The following is a 20,667-nucleotide window of genomic DNA, read 5'->3' on the forward strand; positions in this document are numbered from 1 at the left end:
CATCGCACGCTGCACTAGGAAATCCTCATGCTGTCCAACATCGCTACCCGTACCAAATTGTTTATCCTCAGTGGTACTTTGCTCTTACTCATGGCCTTACAAATTGGCTTTGCGCTGTTTGAGCTGAACCAAACTGGCAGCAATATCGACTCCTTGATTACGGATCGACAACCCAAAATCGAGCAACAGAACGGCATTATTCAAAACACCTTGCTCATTGGCATGCTGCTGCGTGAAGGTGTAATGGATCAGAATGGCCCAGAAATTGAGGAAAGCATCCGTAAAATCGGCGAACTTCGCGCAGATAGCACAAAAAGACTGACCTACCTGCAAGAAAACACCACCAGCGCCGAGAGTAAAGCTTTGCTCAGCGAAATGGAAATCGCACGTGCGCCGCTAGCGCCCATGTATGAAAAACTGTTTGCCATGGTGCGCGCCAATCAGGACGTCGAAGCGACCGCACTCATGCGCAATGAATACGACCCCGCGTACAAAAACTTCCTGAGCAAAGTGGACGCGATGATGGCGTCGCAAAAAAACAAAATGCGTAAAACCAGCAGCGAAACGCAGGAAAGCTTTGTCTATACGCGCAGCCTGATGATTGCGAGCGGTATTTTGGCGACGGTATTGGGGCTGATTGCAGCGACTTGGATTGCCCGTTCGATCAGCCATCCACTGAGTAATGCATTGCGCGAAGCCGAACGTATCGCTCAAGGGGATTTGCGCGCCAATAACGACATTAAAGTCACAGGCACGGATGAGCCAAGCCGTCTCTTGCTGGCCTTGCAGCAAATGCGCGCCAGCCTGCATGACATGACCAAATTGATTCAACAAAATGCAGTCGAAGTGAGCCGTGCTGCGCAAGGCTTGGCCGATGCAGCCAAGGAGGTGGCCAATAGCGCGCAAAGCCAATCGGCGGCCACCAGCGGCGCGGCAGCAACATTGGAGCAACTCACCGTCAGCATTCACCATGTGGCAGACAATGCGGAGGATGCGGCACAGCAAGCACGCACTGCCGGCAACACAGCGAAAATGGGCGGTAGCTTTGTACAAACTTCATCCGATCAAATGAGCGCCGTGGGCGAGCATGTGAGTCAATCGGCGACGAAAATGTCCGATTTGGAGCAGGACGTCGGCGAAATCGGCAAAATGGCAACGATGATTCGTGAAGTGGCCGATCAGACGAATTTGCTGGCGCTCAATGCCGCGATTGAAGCGGCACGAGCCGGCGAAACCGGCCGTGGCTTTGCCGTGGTGGCCGACGAGGTGCGCAAGCTGGCCGAACGCACGACCAAATCAGCACATGAAATTAGCACCATGATTAGCCGTATCCAGAATGGCAGCTCGTCGGTAAATCAATTTATGGCCGACAGCGTGGCCAGCGTTCAGGATGCGACGCTGAGCTCCGAATCAGCAGCGCTGGCCATGGATGAAATTGAAGAGAATGCCAACGCGGTGGTCAACGCAATCAGCCAGATTAGCGATTCACTGAAAGAGCAAAAGCTGGCAGGGCAAGATTTGGCGGCGCGCATGGAGCAAGTGTCGCAAATGGCCGAGGAAAATGGCGATACGGTCATGAATCTGGCCAGCACGGCAAATCAGCTATCTAGTCTGGCCGGGCAATTGCAAACCGCTGTGAGCCGATTCAAGATTTAATTGCACGATTTCAATCACTAAGCAGCAGCACCAGCGCAAGCTGGGCTGCTTTTTTTTCGCAAAAAGTCACATGATCTGAGTGGATAATTACCGCAAGCTGCGCGTCTTATTACATTTTTTTCAAAGCTCATCGGCGTTAGGATAAGGCATCCTAATTTAATACCTCGTCAAGGAGCCGAGCATGAGCCTGAATATCAATACCCTCAATAGCAGTCGCTATAGTTTTATCCAAGGCAAAGGCTCATCCGGCAATTTAGCGCACACCAAGTCAAGCCAAAGTAATGGGCTATGGCGTGAAGACTTGCACCAAAGCATGCAAGATGCGCGCCGCGATGTGCGTCAGCAAGCGATGCCCGTACTGCTAGAGGTGCAAAAATCCCAACATCGCAACGACCTGTTTGCCATTTACACGGGGCAAAACCCCAATAACGGGGTGAGTAACCGCACGGCATTAAATATTGAGCAAAAGCTGGAGCGTCATGCCCGTAATCAAGTCTTGCTGCAGGCCTATGATGAGCACGTCGGCTCTGATGTCGCCGAGCCAACGCTGAATATATCGGCTTAACTAAATCGCCACTTCTACCGCTAAGTAATTGTTTTATAGAAAATTACACTATGATTCTGGGCGGCAAGGCGTATGATGAATACATAGCCATTGAGAGCAGGAGTCGATCATGAATATCAATTCAAGCACATCGCTCACCACCCAAGCTTCGAGTGCCACTAGCATCAGTGCTAGCAATGTTTCGACACTGCAAAAATTGCAGCAAGAGCAACGCCAACAAACGCTGGAACAAGCCAAGCCCGTTGTCGAGCAGGTGTATATTTCCAAACAAGGCCAGCAGCAGCTAGAAACCTATGCAAAAAGCGCCGCCAATGCAGCGGAACGAAACGATACGGGCAGCGAATTCAGCAGCTCGGGCTCTAGCAATACTGGAGTTAGTACCGAGCAGATTCTGAAAGCGGTAGACAAACAGCAAAATCGCCAAACGGCGGCGGCTTTGGCCTCATACGCCCAACAGCAAGCACAAGCGAGCAACGATAAACCTGCAACAGCACCAAAACCAACCCCGTACACCCAAACCACATCAATTCAAGAAAGCGCCTAAAACCCGCTGAATTGATTGCCTTGGGTGATACATAAAAAAACCAGCCATCAAGGCTGGTTTTTTTAATCAAGTCACCACCAATATCAGTAGTATATGCTCATATACATTAAAAAAATAAGGCCTTTAAGCATATACCCATACATTAAATCCGATAACGGGATATAGACTGATCGAGCTCTTGCCCCAATTGATTTAGACGCTGGCTTTCATTGGCCGTACTCGCTGCGGCTGCACTACTTTCCTCTGACATCTGCGCCACTCGCTCCACCTGCTGCGCCATCGCTGCACTTGCGCCGCTCTGATCACGCATTGCTGCCGAGATTTCACCCACTTGATGAACCACCAAATCCGCACTCGCGCGAATATCACCGATCGCACTACTGGCTTCTTGGGCTCGCGCCACACCTTCATCGACTTGCCGCACCGTATGCTGCATGGTTTGTACGGTGCTATTGGCTTCATTTTGAATGGCCGCCACAGTACTGATAATTTCCTGCGTGGAATTAGCAGTGCGCTCCGCCAATTTCCGCACCTCATCGGCAACCACGGCGAAGCCGCGCCCCATATCACCCGCCCGCGCGGCTTCAATGGCCGCATTCAAGGCCAGCAAGTTAGTCTGATCGGCAATGTCTTTAATGACCGTCACCACGGCATTAATGTTCGCGGTGCGCTCTTTTAAGGATTCAATTTGTGTCGCCGACTCCCTGACCTGATCGGCAATCAGATTAATGCTGGCAATCGTGTTCTCAATGACATTGCCGCCGGTTGCAGCCAAACGGCCTGCTTCGCGTGCGGTGTGGTCACATTCCTGCGCTCGGTCAGCCACATGGCTAATACTGACGGTCACTTCCTCGACCCCCGAGGCCATCGCAGATGCTGATTCGCTCACGGCGTGTGAAGCTTGGGATAATTCATGACTGGTATTGCTCAAACCAGTGACCGAACCAGAAACATCACGCCCCACCCGAGTGAGTTGACGCAAACTGCCTTGCAAGGTGTCGAGTAAACCGTTGAGCGCAGTTAAGGAGACGCCAATTTCATCCTGACTTTGTACTTCAAGGCGACGGGTGAAATCATAATCTTGCCCCAGCTTTTGCAAGAAATGCTGCATCCGACTCAGCGGCTGCGTGACGCTACGACCAATCAGCCAACCAAGAAGCGAAACGGTCAGCAGGGTAATAAGGCCACAAATCACGCTAAAACTAATCGAAAAAGCAATATCATTGGTAATTTGCTTTTCGTTCTTTTCCGCGATTTTTTGCTTGTAATCAGAGATCTGCTTTAGGGCAACATAAACTTTTTCCGCTTGCGGTGCGCATTGCTCCCGTATCAGTTTCATCGCCTGCTCGGTATGCTCTTGCCTCGATTCATTGAACACCAAGGTCGTTAATGGCTTCCATTTATCAAGTTCGGTTTTGAGCGCGGCAAAATTAGCAGCGTCAGTATCGTCATAATGCAGCGCCGATAATTCTTGTACATTGACCTCTAATTGCGCCAAATAGCTGGCAAAGTCTTCCTCCGTTTTTTTCATCGCCGCAGCGTCGGTCAAAATCACGTGGTAGAGGACGGCGTAGCGGGCGCGCGCAAATTTGCGCTGGATTTGCTCCATCTCCAAGAGGCCAGGAACAATCTTCGCGGTAATTTCAGTAGCGTCGCTCTTTACATGGCCAGAGTTGTAATATCCCACCCCCGTTAAAATCAAAATAGCCAAGCCCGTAAGGCCAATGAGCGCCATTAATTTGTGTGCGATTTTCATTCTGAACCTCATTATTTTTGACAGCCATTTGCAGCAAAATTGCCCAATACTTAGGCCATAAACAATAAACCCCGCCAGCGGATAGACGGGGTTTGCTAATACGCTTCGCGGCGTGCTTAACAGCCCTAAACGCGATAGCGAGAAATCGACTGATCCAACTCTTGCCCCAGATTATTCAAGCGTGAGCTTTCACCAGCAGTACTTGCTGCGGCAGCACTGCTTTCTTCCGACATCTGCGCCACTCGCTCCACCTGCTGCGCCATCGCCGAGCTGGCACTGCTTTGCTCGCGCATTGCAGTGGAGATTTCACTAACCTGATCCACCACCGTATCGGCACTGCGGCGAATATCATTGATCGCGCTACTGGCCTCTTGGGCGCGAGAGACCCCTTCATCCACCTGTCGTACAGTTTGCTGCATGGTTTGTACGGTGCTATTGGCTTCATTCTGGATCGCAGCCACGGTGCTGATAATTTCCTGTGTTGAGCTCGCGGTACGCTCAGCCAATTTGCGTACTTCATCGGCCACCACCGCAAAACCGCGCCCCAAATCACCCGCCCGCGCAGCCTCGATCGCAGCATTGAGCGCCAACAGATTAGTTTGGTCGGCAATATCTTTAATCACATTGACCACGGCATTAATCGTTGCGGTGCGCTCTTTGAGTGACTCGATTTGCGTTGCGGATGCGCGGACTTGATCGGCAATCTGATTAATACTGCTGATGGTGCCCTCAATCACGGTTCCGCCCGTCGCGGCCAAACGACCCGCTTCGCGTGCGGTGTGATCGCATTCCTGAGCGCGGTCGGCAACATGGCCAATACTTACCGTGACCTGCTCAATCCCAGCCGCCATCGCCGAAGCCGATTCGCTCACCGCATGGGATGTCTGCGACATTTCACGGCTGGTGCTCGAGAGGCTATTGACCGAAACAGTGACATCGCGCCCGACACGGTTGAGCAATTTCATGCTGTTTTGCAATGAGTCGAGCAGGCCATTGAGCGAGCCGATGGAGCGGCCAATCTCATCCTGGCTATTTACAGGTAGGCGCTGGGTAAAATCGAAATTCGTCGCTAGATTTTGTACAAACTGCTGCATGCCGCCCAATGGCACCGTAATGCTGCGGGTGATTAACACCCCAGCTGCGGCACCCAACAACACCGCAACCACCGTCAGTACGACCATCGTGGTTTTCGTCGTGCTGACATTTTGATCGGTATGCCCTACTTTCTCGGCATTGAGCTTGTTTTCATATTCAGCCAATTCGCGCAAAGTGGCATTGAGTTTGGACATTTTTGGCGCTGCGCCACTACTTAATAATGCCTTTGCATCGTCTACTTTACCCGCCATCGTTAGTTGAATCAGCTGATCGACTGTAGCGAATGCATCGTCTTTCTGCTCTTGAATATTTTTCAGTGCAGCCGACTCAGTGGGCGTGGGCGGATAGAGCGGGTTAGTAAACAATTTGTTGAGGTTTTCTTCTTCTCGGGCAAATTCTTGTCTGGCCGCGTCGTACTTTTCTTTGGTTTTGGCTTGCGCATCTGGCGTCGTATCGATCAAGAGCTGACGATATTGCACCCGTATTTCTTGGGCACGATCGATCAAAATCGAAGCTGACCGCATTTGCGCTGAATTGGCGACTACAATTTCTTGCAGGTCATCATTGATTTTGTTGACGCCTCGAATTGCAAAGAGATTGCTAATCGTGAGTAGAGCGATCAATAAGCCAAAGCCGATAGCCAAACGCTGCGCTACAGATAAATTCATGATGACACTCACAACAACACTAATGAATTCTTTCAGCATAGTGTGCATCGTGTGGGATACAAGAAATTAACCACATTGATCGGTCAAGTATTTTGCCCAATCATCCATGGATCAAATGGGCAAAAAAATAGCCCGCAGCAAGCAGGCTATTTTGACTCTCTCATATACCCATTATGGGTATATGCATGAAAATATTATTTTTTATCAATCACAAGGCAATACCATTAGACCATTTCAACCGCTTGAATCGCAGTCAATGCAATCGTGAATACAATGTCGTCCACCAGCGCGCCGCGTGATAGATCGTTCACCGGTTTGCGCAAGCCTTGCAACATGGGGCCTACGCTGACAACGTTAGCGCTGCGTTGTACGGCTTTGTAGGTCGTGTTACCCGTATTTAAGTCAGGGAAGACAAACACGGTAGCCTGGCCCGCAACGAGGCTGCCTGGCGCTTTTTGCTGACCGACTTCAAATACCGATGCCGCATCGTACTGCAATGGACCGTCAATGGTGAGCTGCGGATTGCGCGCTTTGGCGATTTCAGTTGCACTACGCACTTTATCAACATCAGCGCCCGTACCCGATTGACCGGTTGAGTAGCTGATCATCGCCACTTTCGGGTCGATACCAAAGGCTTTAGCTGAATACGCGCTTTGCGCGGCGATTTCGGCCAATTGCTCGGCATCTGGATTCGGGTTCACCGCGCAATCGCCGTACACCAGCACTTGCTCAGGCATCAGCATAAAGAACACCGACGAGACAATCGACGAGCCCGGAGCGGTTTTGATCAGCTGTAAGGCGGGACGAATCGTGTTGGCGGTAGTGTGGATTGCGCCAGAAACCAGTCCATCGACCTCGTCAATCGCCAACATCATCGTGCCGAGTACGACATTGTCCTCCAGCTGGCGTAGCGCTTGAATTTCGGTCAGACCTTTCGATTTACGCAACTCAACCATCGGCGCCACGTAACGGCTGCGGATCTCTTCGGGATCAAGAATCTGCAGGCTCTCAGGAATCGTCACGCCTTGCGTGGCGGCAACGGCCTCGATCGTGGCACGATTACCGAGCAAGATACATTGCGCAATGCCTTTTTCTTCACACGCAATCGCGGCGCAAATTGTGCGTGGCTCTTCGCCCTCGGGCAAGACAATGCGTTTGTTCGCGGCACGTGCTTTTTGAATTAATTGATAGCGGAAAGCGGGCGGGCTGAGGTGTTGTACGCCTTTGGTATTGACGCCGACCATCAGCGCATCCAGATCAAGCTGTTCCGCCACCGCGTTCATTACGCGCGTCATGCGATCTTTATCATCAGCAGGCACGGCAGTTGGTACTTTGCTGATTTCCAGAGCGGTACCAAAACTATCGCCATTGGTGCGCAACACGGGGATACCCGTGGTATTGAATGCGAGCTTGGTAAAATCGCTCACCGTTTTATTCAACTCCGTACCGTGAGTCAGTACCAAACCGGCCAATTGCACACCATTGCTCGCCGCCAATGCCGTCGCCAAAATCACATCATCCCGATCACCCGAGCTGACAATCAGGGCTCCAGGTTGCAAACGACGAATCACCTCAGGGACAGCACGCGCTGCGACCACAGTTTCATTCACGCGGCGTTTGGTCAGCTCGCCCTTCACGATGATTTCGGCATCCAGATGCAAGGCTACATCCAGTGTGCGTGGCGCTAAAAGATGCGGGTCAAATTCGATCACGCCCCAGATTGGCAAGTCGCCAATCGCTTCTTTCATCTCATCGACATCAAAATTGATCGCGGCTTTATTGAAAATCACACCGCCCACTTGCACGCCTTCATTGCGAAATTGGCGCTCGGCAACTTTGACTTCTTCGGCGACATTTTTGGCGCTGGCATCAGTTACCAGAATTACCGTCGCTTGCAAACCCAAGGCCATTTCGGTGTTGAGCTGCGTGGTAAACGGGTTGGCCGGATCTGGATGCAAACCTTCGACCACCAACACATCCGCCTCTTTGCCCGCCGCCATACTCATCGTGACGATTTCTTCGAGCAGATCATCGGTTTCACCAATCGAAACCTGTTCAATCGCGTAATTGGCGGCCAATGCATCTGGCACATCGAGCTGACAAATACGACGCGCAAAATGGCTGGAGCGTTCGATTTCGCTGGCGGCCTGATCTTGGGCCACTGGTTTTACAAACCCTACTTTCAAGCTTTGATTTTGCAGGCAGCGAACCACGCCCAATGTCACCGAGGTCAGGCCCACATTGTGTCGGGTTGGCGCAATAAAAAAGGTTTGCATAATTGAGTTCCAAAAATTCAAGACGACGTAGCTGCACACTATAATCAATCTAAGTCATTATCATCATGACATAACTCTAAAAAATCGCCGAATTTGGGATTTTCCCGATGGTATTAGTTGGCATCGGCCAGCGTAAAACGCACTTGGGCCGCAAAAAAGTCTATTCTCAAATCTGCACTTCACACACAGGCTCCGCGATGACCGCATTTCATATCCTGATCGAACAACACGGTGACGAACAACAGATGCAATGGCGCCCAACCACGCTCAATGAGCCCGGCGCTGGCGAAGTGCGGCTCAGGCAATCCGCCATTGGGGTGAATTTCATCGATACTTATCATCGCTCTGGGCTGTATCCACTCACCCTACCGAGTAGCTTGGGCATGGAAGCCTGCGGCATCGTCGAGGCCGTAGGCCCTGAGGTGAGCGAGCTGAAAATCGGTGATCGCGTCGCGTATGCCGGCGGTGCGGTCGGTGCATATACCACCCACCGTATCATGCCAGAGAGCAAGCTGGTTATTGTTCCTGATGGCATACCCGATGATTTAGCCGCCGCCACTTTATTGCGCGGCATGACTGCGCAGTATTTATTGAAGCAGACCTTTGCCGTGCAAGCGGGGCAAACGATTTTGGTGCATGCCGCAGCAGGAGGGGTCGGGCAAATCCTGTGCCAATGGGCACAAAGCTTGGGCGTCAAAGTCATCGGCACCGTCGGATCGAGCAAGAAACAAGCGCTCGCAGCGCAATGGTGCGATTGGGTGCTCGATTACTCCAGCGATGATTGGGTTGCTGCCGTGCGCGACCTGACCCAAGGGCTGGGCGTACCCGTGGTGTACGACGGTGTCGGAGCTGACACCTTTCTACCTTCGCTCGATTGCCTTGCGCCACGCGGGCTGATGGCGAGCTTTGGCAATGCATCAGGGCCAGTATCGAGCTTTAATTTAGGGATTTTGGCGCAAAAAGGCTCGCTCTACGTCACCCGCCCCACTTTGGGACACTACACCAGCACCCGCGCCGCATTACTTGCGACAGCGGAAGATTATTTTGCGGCGCTGGCCGCAGGTTTGGTCAAGCCCGACATCGGCCAGCGTTATGCGCTGCAAGATGCAGCGCAAGCCCACCGCGATCTGGCCGCCCGCCAGACCACTGGGGCAACGGTACTGATGCCATGACCACGCTGGTTTATCTTCACGGCTTTCTCTCCAGTCCTTTATCGCAAAAGGCGCAGGAAACAATCGCCTGGATGACTGAACAGGGCCTGGCCTCGCAGTTAATCTGCCCACAAATCCCGATGCACCCGATTGCAGCGATCGAGCTACTTCGCGAATTAATTGCCCCGCTCAAGGGCGATTTTTGCGTCGTGGGTAGCTCTTTGGGGGGATTTTTTGCGACCTGGGCTGTCGAGGAATTTGGGGGTCGCGCCGTGTTGATTAACCCAGCAGTTCAACCCTATGCACTGATTAATCAGTATCTTGGCCCACAGCAAAATTACCAAACCGGCGAAATTCATCACATCGACGCATCTTTTGCCGATAATCTTCGTCAGTTTGAGCGTAAGCCTAGCAGACTGCAGCGGTATTGGCTTTTATCACAGACTGGTGATGAAGTATTGGATTATCAAGCCGCCGTAGGCTATTACCAAGGATGCCTGCAAACCATAGAGTCTGGTGGCGACCATAGTTTTATTGGCTTTGCCCAATGGTTGCCGCAAATCTGGGCTTTTGCGAATACTCCTTTTGAAAACGAAATTGATGTCGAGAACCTAAAATGACCACACCGCAAAGTGGCATCCTGCCTGAAGCATCTAGCAACGGCCTATTTATGCTGTTTCGCCGCCGCCTCGGTCGCCGCGCCGATCAGGCTTGCAAAAATTTATTAGCGCAGTGGCCTGCGCGCGTTAGCAAGATCGCTGCCGCCAATGCCGATGCGCATTTTTATGCATCGCTCGGCATCGGCCCTGATGTGTGGCCAGAAATATTCGGCCCCGAAAAACCCGCCAAATTGCGCGCCTTTCCGCGCATTAGCGGAGCGATTCATCCCGCGCCATCCACCCAATGTGATCTGATTTTGCATTTACGCGCGGATCGCTTTGATGTGCTGTTTGAATTGGCCGATCAATTTACTCAGGAAATGGGGGAGTGGTTTGACGCGATCGAAACCGTGCATGGTTTCCGTTACCGCGATAAACGCGATCTAACGGGCTTTGTAGATGGTACCGAAAACCCAGTCGATGATGAACGCGCGGCCGCAGCATTGGTCGGCGATGAAGACCCCAAATGGGCTGGCGGCAGCTATTTGCATATTCAGCGTTATGTGCACCGCATGGAGAGCTGGAATAAACTGCCCGTCAAACAGCAGGAAGCGGTGATTGGGCGCACCAAAGAGAGCGATGAAGAATTATCCGATGAAGACAAACCACTCACGGCCCACATTAGCCGCGTGGTGATCGAGGATGAAGGCCAAGAGCTGCAAATTTTGCGCCAGTCTTTGCCTTATGGCTCACCCAGCGGCGATAAGGGGCTGTATTTCACGTCGTACTGCAAAACGCCTGATATCTTCGAGCGCATGCTCGCCCGCATGATCGCCCCGACCGCCGATGGCCGAGTCGATCATTTGCTAAATTTTAGTCGCGCAGTCACTGGTGCCGCGTTTTTTGTGCCGAGCGTCGAAGCCCTGCAAGGTCTGGCTAAGAGCTAAATAAACGCTCAGCGTAGAGCGCCTCGGGGAAGATATTGCGCCACCACAAGCCGGTGGTATAGAAATCCTCGTTGCGCTCACAGCGTGCAGCTACCGCGTTAAAAAACGGGCTCGTCGCTTTCGTTTGACGCGACAGCGCTGCCGGCAAACAAAACAGCGGTTTTTGTGCCACATTGCTAGCGACTTGCTCAGCCGCCACTGCATGGCTGGCGCGCACAAATAGCGGTACGTCACCACGCATTCTTTGCTGCTCGCCCGTCAGATGATTTTTGAATTCCAACGCGCCTTTATGGTCTTTTTGAAATAGATTGGCGGGCAACACGCCGGTACTGACAAACTCTTCATTGAGCGCCGGTTTATGATCACCAAACACCACCACAATCACCTCGCGGCCTCGTGACTTGGCCGCAGCGTCGAGTTGCTGATTAAAGGCCAGCAAATCATTCATCGCCTTATCCATACGCTGACGATACTGCGCCAAGCCAGTGGCGTTTTGCTCATCGGCCACAAATGGGCCATGCGTTGAAACCGTCACCAAGAACATAAATTGCTTTTGCTGTTTTGGCGCTGCGCGATATTGCGCCAATGCGACATCATACATAGCACTATCTTTGGGCCAACCCGTCGATTTATCCCAAACCATCTGCTCAACAAAGCGCGTGTGATCAAAACCAAATTTGGGATACACCTCGGCACGGCGATAAAACTTGCCAAAATAATTATGCATCCCCGTCGTGACATAGCCTGCTTGTTTGAGTTCGCTCACCAGCGTGGCGCTATGCTCATCATAACGTGATGAGAAATTCTGAAAATCAATGCCAGGCAAAGCCAGCGAGGAGAGCCCAGTTAAAGCCTCAAATTCGGCATCGGCCGTACCGCCACCGTAGACTGGGCTCACCGTACGCGTGGCGACGAAGCCCGCTTGTTTCAGCTGATTCATCCCCGTTTCCAGTTTGTCGTCCGCACTGGTGTAGCACGACTCGCACATCACAACGACAATATCAGGGTCTTTGGCCACGACGGGCGCAGGGAGCTGTTCGGCATAAAAATCATGCTCGCCGCTTTTGGGCACATGCATGGTTTCACCGCTGAGAATCAGGTGCCCTAAAATGCCATTCTGGCGAACGTTTTCACGGAAATTGTAGAACACATAGCTGGTACTAAATGACTTGCTAATCAAGGCTTGAGATTGCGCGGTAAATTGACCACTGCTATCAAATTGTACGCCGACTACACCACACAACAGCAGCCCGGGCGCAATGCGTTTGGGATTAAACTTGGGGCGAAACCAGAGGCCGCAGACAATGGCTGCCACAGTACCCAACGCAAATCCAATAATATCCCAGTCGATATAGCCAGTCAGCGCCATACCCTGCCCGACTTCGAGCAAATCACGCCCCAGCAGCGGCTCGCCCGTGGCTTTGAATTTCACATAGCTAATATTGTAGAGCAGCGCTTCCAGGCTCAAGGCCGCCCAGACGGCCGCCCAGCGATTGAGAAACATCGCAAAGAAAAAGAACAGCAATGCCGAAAAACCAAGACGTGGTAAATCCCAGCGCCCATCGACCCATTCGCGCCCGGCAATCAGTAACAGCACGACGCCAAAAACGGGAAACCAACGTACGAACAAAGACTTAGCAAACTTCACAAGCGGTAAAACTCAAAGCAAAACGCAATTATGAAGTATTTGTGAATCTCGTGCAGCGACATAAAACCAAAACCGATGGCTGGTTACCACCAGATTCTGGGTTTCCACATACCCAGACGGGTATATTCTTCAAATCCTTATTTGAAACGAAGTTGCTGCGGATACGGGTAAAAATCCTCCACGATGCCTTGCTTAATCCGCGCCTTGCAATCTTGCCAGAATTTAGGTGTCAGCAAGTCGGCGTGGTATTTGGTAAAGGCGGCCCTCACATCTGCGCGCGCCAATAGAAAATCGCCAAATTCCTCGGGATAGACTTCGTTTTTATTGCCGCTAAACCAGGTCTCACCGCTCATTTCAAATTCGGGCGATGGCGGCGGCGGAATCCGGCGGAAATCACAGTCGGTCATGTATTCAATTTCGTCATAATCGTAAAACACCACGCGCCCAGCGTGGGTTACACCGAAATTTTTGAACAGCATATCGCCGGGAAAAATATTGGCAATGGCGAGCTCACGCAGCGCATTGCCGTAATCACGGATCACATCTTCAATTTCATCATCGTGCCGATTTTGGATATACAAATTCAGCGGCTTCATCCGGCATTCGATAAACAGGTGACGAATCACAATCGTATCGCCATCTTCCTCGATCGCCGACGGCGCCAAGGTGCGCAGCTCTTGCAGTACATCCTCAGCAAAGCGCGCCTTGGGTAGCGCCACATCAGAAAATTCCAACGAATCGGCCATCCGACCGACCCGATCATGCTGTTTCACCAGCAAATATTTGGCGCGTACCGTCGCGTGATCGACTTCTTTCGGCGGCGCAAATACGTCTTTGATGATTTTGAAAACATAGGGAAAAGACGGCAGCGTAAACACGCTCATCACCATCCCCTTGGTACCCGGCGCAAACACAAATTGGTCACTGGAATGGCGCAAATGATGAAACAGCTCGCGATAAAACATCGTTTTGCCCTGCTTACCCAAACCCAGCATCGTATACAGCTCGGCTCGCGATTTATTGGGCAGCATATCGTGCAAGAACTGCACATACGCCGATGGCACGGCCATATCGACCAGAAAGTAGGCGCGCGACAGAGAAAAAAGGTGGCGAATATGCACGGCTTTGAACAGCGCGGCATCGACGTACAGCATGCCATCCTCTGAGCGACAGATCGGCAAGGTAAATGGAATTTTCTTGCGCCCATAGGTCGCCTGCCCGATCAGGTAGGCGGCTTTATTGCGATAAAACGGCGACGTGAGCACCTGAATATAGCTATTGAACTTCGTTTTGGCAGGCTTGCCCATATGCCGGCGCAAAGCCAGCAATATCCGGCGCACGTCGCGCGGCAGATTGGCAAATGGCAAAGTAAAACCAAAGTCGGCAATGATCTGCTCCACCGTCGCCGCCAAGCCTTTTTCATTGGGGTAATAGGTACGAAACGCCGGGCCATCGGCCTCGATGTATTCGGTCGAAACCGCAGGGCGATAGAAGATAAAATCATTATGGAAATAGGTGCGATGCAAAATCCGGCAACACACCGAATTAAAAAACGTCTCGGCCAGCTCCATTTGCTGGTGATTAATCAGCAGTGCGATATATTGCTGCTTTACGCGTTGCCATACCGAATCGGGGAGTGATTCGGCGTTAAATTCCTGCTTTAGCCGCTGCACGCATTCGAGTACACGCAAATCATAAAAAGCGATCCGATCCCGCACCAAATTTTGCTGCGCATGAATATCGCCGGCTTCAAAATTAGCCTGTGCAGCGCGACCTGCTTCACGAAATAACTGATAGTGATGATTAAATCCATCGAGCAAAGCCTGCGCAATGGCATTACCCAGATCGACTTCATTTGGTAGCAGTGGTGCATTCATGATTGGCTCGCCGAAAAATCCCAGCTTTCAGTTTAGGCGGCGCGCCAATTTTTGCTGCAATGCACTGCGGTTTTTTGCCATTGTGTCGCGAATAACTGCAATCGAAGGGGCAAAAAAAAGGCGCTCTAGCGAGCGCCTATCATTTCATTACTGATGCATCGATTTATTTCTTGCTTGGGCGGCCCGTTTTGATTTTTTCCAAGCTATTGACCAAGGCCAGTAATTTGACGTCATCCATGGCCGACAAAGCCAATAGTCCCGCACGGATCAATTCACTTTTTTTCACTTCCACGCCAGCCGCAATCACGCGTTGCTTGGTGGCCGCGATCAGCGCGTAATCGCTTTCGGGGAAAGTGAAGCTATCGCGAACCAATTTGGCTTTTTTCGGTGTCTTTTTAGTGCGAACTGGTTTTTCCACTTTAAGCGCTGCAACTTTTTTCTCTACCGCCGGAGATGCCGCTGGGGCATCGACTTTTGCTAGTGTTTTGGCGACTGGCTTGGCGACCGCAGGCGCGGCAGGCGCTTTGGCAGCAACCGGCTTGGGCAGTGCTTTGCTCGCTGGGGCTTTTGCGACTGGACGGCTTGCGGCTTTAGCGGCGGCGGGTTTGGGCTGTGTGGCTGCGGCAGGTTTGGTGGCGGCTTTTACTGCAGACTGTGGAGTGGCTGGTTTCACCGCTTTAGCTGCTGCAGGCTTGGCAGCGTTGCTGGCAGCAGTTTTAGCAGCGGCGGTATCGTTGGCTTGAGCGACAGACTCAACTACATTTTGCAGCGCGGATTTGGTCGGCGTAGGCATAAACAACTCCAAACAAGTTAAACGGTATAAATAGTTTATACACGCATTCTGCGCCTATTTAGCCATTTGATGTGTTTAAGTTTTATGTCATTTGCAACAAAGCTGAAATTAAATCCAAAATAAGGCTAATACAGCCTCAAACCGTCCCGTATCTCCCCATCGCCATCAACATCAGCCAATCATTAGGCAGGGCAAATGCCACCATTACATACGGCGACGTTCGGCCTGAATAATCGACAGATAAACCAAAGTTGAGCTCAACTCAAACTGCAAACCCGCATCCACAACGGCTTGCGCGAGCGTCTTACCCGCTTCGATTTTTTGGTTTACAAACAATAAGATCTCTTCATTCATCGCACACCTCAAGCCAACACATTATGTCGTTTGATTGTGCTTGCGAAAGATGAAATTGATTAGGGAAATAGTACGCGCTACGGCTTGGAAATATTACCAAGCCCTTGCCATACCTTTGTCACACCCCGTCCCGGAGAGCAAAACGCGGCCCGCTTCGCCTGCCCTGCGACGACTAGGGTGACACTTTCCGTTGAAATACCCAAACCCCGGCTTTTAACTCTGGCGGTAAGATGAGTTGGCTCAATTCAGCATGCTCTTGCCAAGCAAAAAAAGTTTGAGCTTCGTAATCCGCCCAATTACCGGTAATAAAACGAGAATGGCTGCCGATGACAATATAGGTTTCTACTTCGCGCTGGCGGAAAATTTGCCGCTCAAAATGATTGGCCGACGGCGGCCAACTACAAATCACCACCTTGGGCTGAAAACGGCTCAGCGCACTTATCGCATCAAGTCGCTGCACAGACTCAGGATACTTCACGACTTTTTCCCAGCTATAGTCGTCGGTCGCGGTGATGTCCACACCTTGCTCCGCGAGAAAACGGCTCAGCGTGCCATCTCCGGCGGCAATTTCTACAGTACGGCGATGACCGATCAATTGCGCCAATCCAGCAATCAACTCCCGACTATAAAAGCACCAAATGCCACGTTTCTCGACCAAGGGCATCAGCAAGCGCTTTTGCCACAACAGCGGCCAGATCAATCTGAAGGCGCGCATCGAGACGGGTTTACGGATCAGGTCTTTTTCAAACAGTAGTTTTTGCGCCAGCAGCCCGTTCAACAAATTAAATCGCACTTTGCCCGACTTCACGCCTGTTGCCGCTGAAAACGCATATTGCCGCAGCGCCTGCTCGGTTAATCGCTGCCGTATCTGATGATGAACAAATAGCTCGAATGCGCGACCATCGCGCTCTCCACTGAGAAATTTGGCATCGGGCTCCATCCTTTGCGCAGCTTTGCTGACCAACGCCTTGAGCTCCGCCGCATCGCGGCGAGCAAAGACCGCGGCCAGCTCATCACGCACCGTCAGCCATTCTTGTGGATGAGCTTGCGCCAACTCGGTAAAAGTTGGATTACTTTGCAACCATTGCCAGGTTTTTGCCGCAGAAGAGCTCGCCACCATACACATCCACCAGTTCAATAAGCTATTTTTACCTGAAATTGGCCTGCTGGCCATGTCGTGAGCGACAAGTCGCATAATTCGCCACAATAACCAAGGGTATAGCAATAGAATCCATACGGATTAAAACATTCATGGCAATACCCTATGAAATCATTTCGACCCCAGACATCAGCCCACTCGCAAGCAGCAAGAAAAAGCAACATTTTAACGGATACAACGGAGAAATCGCTTGACGGGGCGACTCGAGTCGGCTTTAATAGCAACCCTTGTGACCAAGCAACAATGTCACTGGCCAATTAGCTCAGTTGGTAGAGCAGCGGATTGAAAATCCGCGTGTCCGTGGTTCGATTCCGCGATTGGCCACCAACGAATACAAGCACTTAGCCGCATCCTCGGATGCGGCTTTTTGCTTTTTCTGACGTTTTTCTGTCAGTCGCCCTTGGTGACCACTGCGGTTCAATGCGCTTGAAAGCGGTCAATTCATGAAATATTTTCATGACCCATGCTTTTAACGCATTGTCGAGTCAGCTCTACCCTATACGCAACTCCACCTAAATTTGGAGTTGTGCATGCTTTCCTTCTCTGTTGCAGCCCTCTGCTCTGATGCGGAGGTGCCCCATGGCTAAAGCCTATCGTGAGGGTAAAACCTGGTCGTTTCGTTTACGCGTCAAAGGCCAAGATATTTACCGTACCGGCTTTTCAACCGAAGCCGCAGCTAATCAGGCTCAAGCTGAAATCCGGCAGGCCTCAGCGCAGTCGGCACAGCCTTCTGGCTCTGGGCCATTTTGCACTAGCTTAGGTCGCGCCTTCATGCAGTACGCGAAGGAAAGACTGCCGAGTTTGAAAGGCGCAGACAAAGACGCCAACCGCATTAATCGTTATCTGCGTCCGCTCGGGCTGCCCACGATTCAACTTGAAAAGCTGGACGCCGCTGCTGGCTCAACCATTTATTGGAAAGTCAGCTTTGTCGGCAAGACTGAGCGCGTTATTCCCAATAGCCTTAAAACACATCGTGCCAAGCTGGAGGAGCAATCCTCAGCGAGTCAACGACAGCGGGCAGCGCTCGCTAGCATGAATATGTCGGATGTAACCTCGCATCATATCCAGCAGTGTTGAGGCGCACTGAATATTGACCAGCTGTGCGCGTTGAATTTTGACCAGGCATTTTTGCCGTACACCCTCGTGTACGACCCTCTTTAGCCTATCGGCTTTTGCTGCTTTTTACTACTTCTTCAGAACATCTCCCCACGTTCGGGCAACTGTTCTTTTTGTCTTTCTCGCTCTTGAATCTTCAATTTTGCATTCGCACTGCTTTGCTTAAATCGCCACGATTCATTCCCCGTTTCAATAATGTGGCAATGATGGGTCAGTCGATCGAGTAAAGCCGTGGTGAGTTTGGCGTCGCCAAAGACCGTGGGCCATTCTGCAAAGGTCAGATTCGTCGTGATAATCACACTGGTGCGCTCGTACAGCTTACTCAGCAAATGAAACAGCAATGCGCCACCCGCTTGTGAGAATGGCAAATAGCCCAGCTCATCCAGAATGACCACATCCATATGCATTAAGCTATAGGCCAACTTGCCTTTGCTTTTCTCTTGCTCTAATCGGCTGACCAATTCCAACGTGGAATAGAAACGAACCCGCAAACTATGTTGCTGGATGCCATGAACACCCAGCGCAGTGGCGAGGTGGGTTTTACCGGTTCCTGTACCACCAATCATGACGATATTGTGTGCCGCCTGAACGTATTCACCCTGTGCCAACACACGAATCAAACGTTCATCGACTTTCGACTGGCTAAAATCAAAGCCCGCGAGATCCCGATGATGCGGGAAACGAGCCGAATGCATCTGATAGCTGATGGAGCGTACGTGTCGGTCGGCATGTTCCGCATCGATCAGTTGCGTGAGGTTGGCATCGAGGATGTCCATCGTGCCACTGCTGCTGGCTTGCTGCAGCTCAGCGTAAGTGGCGGCCATACCATGCAGCTTGAGCCGCTTCAGTTCGGCTTGAATATCCAACTTCATCATGACACCCCCAACCCTTGATGCAATTGATCGTAGCGCTGGCTATCTGCCAGTGGTGGCTCATTCAGCGCCAATGCCACTTCAAGGGCATCTGGCCGAGGTGCTTCATGCAGTCTGGCCAGCACATTCAGGACATGCTCAGCACTGACTTTGCCCGTTTCAAGCATCAACGCGACGGCGACCTGAACGGTTTCTAAGCCGTATTTGGGTACACAACCCAAGACCTTGGCCATGATGCGATCTCCGCCTTTATGGCGCAATAAGCGCTGTTGTAGTTGCCGCAAATCTGCGGGCATTTCATTGAACGGAGCTCCGTTGCGCAACGCGCCAGGCTTTTGCTCGAGCAAAGGAAGATAGTGTTGCCAGTGATAAAACGTCTGACTGCGCTCAAAGCTGCGTACATGCTCTGCGATCACTTGCTGGTCGGCATAGATAACCAGACGGCTGGGATATAGCCGCACACTCACCATTTGATTGGCCCAATGACACGGTACTGAATAGCGATTGCGCTGGAAGGTAATCAGACACGTACTTGATACCCGCGCCAAGACTTCGGTGTAACCATCAAATGCACCTGGAAATGGCATCATGTGAAGCTGCTCATCTTGGCGTAATTCGGCTAATGTGAGCTCAGGATACTCTGGGTGACGCAATTGCTGCCAAGCCAACTGACATTGTTGCTCAAGCCAAGCATTGAGCTCGTCAAAGCTCGCGAATTTGAGCGCCAATGCGGCTTGCCAGATGTGTCGGCGCCGGTCTTGTACATTCTTCTCGACAATACCTTTCTCCCAGCCGGAGGCGACATTGCAAAACTCAGTATCAAACAGATAATGGGCAGTCATCGCATGAAAGCGGGCGTTGATGATGCGTTCCTTGCCGGGCAGCACCTTGTCGACTGCCGTCTTCATGTTGTCGTAAATCCCTCGCAGCGGCACGCCCCCTAACATCTGAAAGGCGCGAGTATGCGCATCAAACAGCATTTCATGGCTTTGGCTAGGATACGCCATCAATGCAAAAGCGCGACTCGCGCACAGCTTCATGTGGGCCAGCAAGACTTTGCGATGAATACCACCAATGAATGCATGCTCTTCGCTCCAATCGAACTGAAATGCCTCGCCCAAGGCAAAGCGCAGTGGCACAAATGCAGACTTCAAGTGATGCCCCATCGTTTGCGTGCGCCAGTGACGAATAAACGCAGTGACTCGGGAGTAATCGCCGCCAAAGCCCGCAGTCACTAGCTCCTGGAACAATACCTTGGCAGTACGCCGGTCTCGTTTGGGGCGATGTAGATCGGTTTGTAATGCTTTAACGAGTTGAGGAATAAAGGGAGACAGCTTGGTTTGGCTAGACTTGCGTCGATAGCGCGGCTCGGTAGCTGAGTCGGTACGTAGCCATTTCTTGATGGTATTGCGCGTTAAGCTGGTGCGCCGTGCAATCTCGCTGATCGAGAGTTGGTCGCGAAAATACATGCGGCGAACTTTAGCAAATGTGGCCATGGTAATCACCTCAAAATCCTTGCTCGATGAATGAGCTTGGAGATTAGTTACCCTGGTCAAAATTCACTGCGCAAAACCGCAGTTTGCTGGTCAAT

General features: G+C 51.6%; 17 protein-coding genes and 1 tRNA gene. 8 read left to right on the forward strand and 10 right to left on the reverse strand.

Features of this window, described 5'->3' with window-relative positions:
• Positions 1 to 27: 27 nt before the first annotated feature.
• The 3 genes from HQ393_RS12625 to HQ393_RS12635 all read left to right on the forward strand — a co-directional run bounded on the left by HQ393_RS12625 (position 28) and on the right by HQ393_RS12635 (position 2,765).
• The gene (locus HQ393_RS12625) at positions 28 to 1,656 is read left to right on the forward strand and encodes a methyl-accepting chemotaxis protein (protein WP_179355517.1); all 1,629 of its coding nucleotides are present in this window, start codon (positions 28 to 30) and stop codon (positions 1,654 to 1,656) included.
• A gap of 181 nt (positions 1,657 to 1,837) precedes the next feature.
• Entirely contained in the window at positions 1,838 to 2,221 is a 384-nt protein-coding gene (locus tag HQ393_RS12630; protein ID WP_179355518.1) for a hypothetical protein, read from the forward strand.
• A gap of 109 nt (positions 2,222 to 2,330) precedes the next feature.
• Complete coding sequence (locus tag HQ393_RS12635; RefSeq protein WP_179355519.1) at positions 2,331 to 2,765, forward strand: hypothetical protein; 435 nt, start codon at positions 2,331 to 2,333, stop codon at positions 2,763 to 2,765.
• Positions 2,766 to 2,907: 142 nt separating this feature from the next.
• On the opposite strand, the gene HQ393_RS12640 is transcribed toward HQ393_RS12635, so the two are convergent.
• The 3 genes from HQ393_RS12640 to pta form a co-directional block, all read right to left on the reverse strand.
• Complete coding sequence (locus HQ393_RS12640; RefSeq protein ID WP_179355520.1) at positions 2,908 to 4,521, reverse strand: methyl-accepting chemotaxis protein; 1,614 nt, start codon at positions 4,519 to 4,521, stop codon at positions 2,908 to 2,910.
• 125 nt (positions 4,522 to 4,646) lie between these two features.
• Positions 4,647 to 6,323, reverse strand: a complete 1,677-nt coding sequence (locus tag HQ393_RS12645) for a methyl-accepting chemotaxis protein (RefSeq protein ID WP_179355521.1) — start codon at positions 6,321 to 6,323, stop codon at positions 4,647 to 4,649.
• A 185-nt stretch (positions 6,324 to 6,508) separates the two neighbouring features.
• Positions 6,509 to 8,560, reverse strand: a complete 2,052-nt coding sequence (gene pta, locus HQ393_RS12650) for a phosphate acetyltransferase (RefSeq protein ID WP_179355522.1) — start codon at positions 8,558 to 8,560, stop codon at positions 6,509 to 6,511.
• Positions 8,561 to 8,757: 197 nt separating this feature from the next.
• Here pta and HQ393_RS12655 point away from each other — a divergent pair, with 197 nt between their 5' ends.
• Genes HQ393_RS12655 through HQ393_RS12665 form a run of 3 tightly spaced genes read left to right on the forward strand, consistent with a single transcriptional unit; the run spans position 8,758 to position 11,257 of the window.
• Positions 8,758 to 9,732 (forward strand): quinone oxidoreductase family protein, encoded by a 975-nt coding sequence (locus HQ393_RS12655; RefSeq protein WP_179355523.1) that lies wholly within the window; start codon positions 8,758 to 8,760, stop codon positions 9,730 to 9,732.
• On the forward strand, positions 9,729 to 10,331 hold the full coding sequence (locus HQ393_RS12660) for a YqiA/YcfP family alpha/beta fold hydrolase (protein ID WP_179355524.1): 603 nt from the start codon (positions 9,729 to 9,731) through the stop codon (positions 10,329 to 10,331). Before HQ393_RS12655 ends, HQ393_RS12660 begins: the two co-directional genes overlap by 4 nt.
• Positions 10,328 to 11,257 carry a Dyp-type peroxidase gene (locus tag HQ393_RS12665; RefSeq protein WP_179355525.1) on the forward strand — a complete coding sequence of 310 codons (930 nt, stop codon included), beginning with the start codon at positions 10,328 to 10,330 and terminating at the stop codon, positions 11,255 to 11,257. The genes HQ393_RS12660 and HQ393_RS12665 overlap by 4 nt, the downstream gene beginning before the upstream one ends.
• On the opposite strand, the gene HQ393_RS12670 is transcribed toward HQ393_RS12665, so the two are convergent.
• From HQ393_RS12670 to HQ393_RS12690, 5 genes are all read right to left on the reverse strand, one after another.
• A complete protein-coding gene (locus HQ393_RS12670; RefSeq protein WP_179355526.1) occupies positions 11,247 to 12,905 on the reverse strand; it encodes an LTA synthase family protein in 1,659 nt (552 codons plus the stop codon). The two genes, HQ393_RS12665 and HQ393_RS12670, sit on opposite strands and share 11 nt — an antisense overlap.
• Before the next feature lie 137 nt (positions 12,906 to 13,042).
• Positions 13,043 to 14,782, reverse strand: a complete 1,740-nt coding sequence (aceK, locus tag HQ393_RS12675; protein ID WP_179355527.1) for a bifunctional isocitrate dehydrogenase kinase/phosphatase — start codon at positions 14,780 to 14,782, stop codon at positions 13,043 to 13,045.
• 163 nt (positions 14,783 to 14,945) lie between these two features.
• On the reverse strand, positions 14,946 to 15,575 hold the full coding sequence (locus HQ393_RS17935; RefSeq protein WP_218871158.1) for a hypothetical protein: 630 nt from the start codon (positions 15,573 to 15,575) through the stop codon (positions 14,946 to 14,948).
• A gap of 204 nt (positions 15,576 to 15,779) precedes the next feature.
• A complete protein-coding gene (locus tag HQ393_RS12685) occupies positions 15,780 to 15,929 on the reverse strand; it encodes a hypothetical protein (protein ID WP_179355528.1) in 150 nt (49 codons plus the stop codon).
• 172 nt (positions 15,930 to 16,101) lie between these two features.
• Positions 16,102 to 17,124 carry a class I SAM-dependent methyltransferase gene (locus HQ393_RS12690; RefSeq protein WP_179355529.1) on the reverse strand — a complete coding sequence of 341 codons (1,023 nt, stop codon included), beginning with the start codon at positions 17,122 to 17,124 and terminating at the stop codon, positions 16,102 to 16,104.
• 215 nt (positions 17,125 to 17,339) lie between these two features.
• On the opposite strand from HQ393_RS12690, the gene HQ393_RS12695 reads away from it, so the two are divergent.
• Positions 17,340 to 17,415, forward strand: a tRNA-Phe gene (locus HQ393_RS12695).
• Positions 17,416 to 17,667: 252 nt separating this feature from the next.
• Positions 17,668 to 18,165, forward strand: a complete 498-nt coding sequence (locus HQ393_RS12700; protein WP_179355530.1) for a hypothetical protein — start codon at positions 17,668 to 17,670, stop codon at positions 18,163 to 18,165.
• A 116-nt stretch (positions 18,166 to 18,281) separates the two neighbouring features.
• Here HQ393_RS12700 and istB read toward each other — a convergent pair whose 3' ends face one another.
• Entirely contained in the window at positions 18,282 to 19,079 is a 798-nt protein-coding gene (gene istB, locus HQ393_RS12705; RefSeq protein ID WP_281361464.1) for an IS21-like element helper ATPase IstB, read from the reverse strand.
• Complete coding sequence (gene istA, locus HQ393_RS12710) at positions 19,076 to 20,572, reverse strand: IS21 family transposase (RefSeq protein ID WP_179354847.1); 1,497 nt, start codon at positions 20,570 to 20,572, stop codon at positions 19,076 to 19,078. Before istA ends, istB begins: the two co-directional genes overlap by 4 nt.
• Between the last annotated feature and the right edge of the window lie 95 nt (positions 20,573 to 20,667).

Source organism: Chitinibacter bivalviorum (genome assembly GCF_013403565.1).
GTDB classification, from domain to species: Bacteria; Pseudomonadota; Gammaproteobacteria; order Burkholderiales; family Chitinibacteraceae; genus Chitinibacter; species Chitinibacter bivalviorum.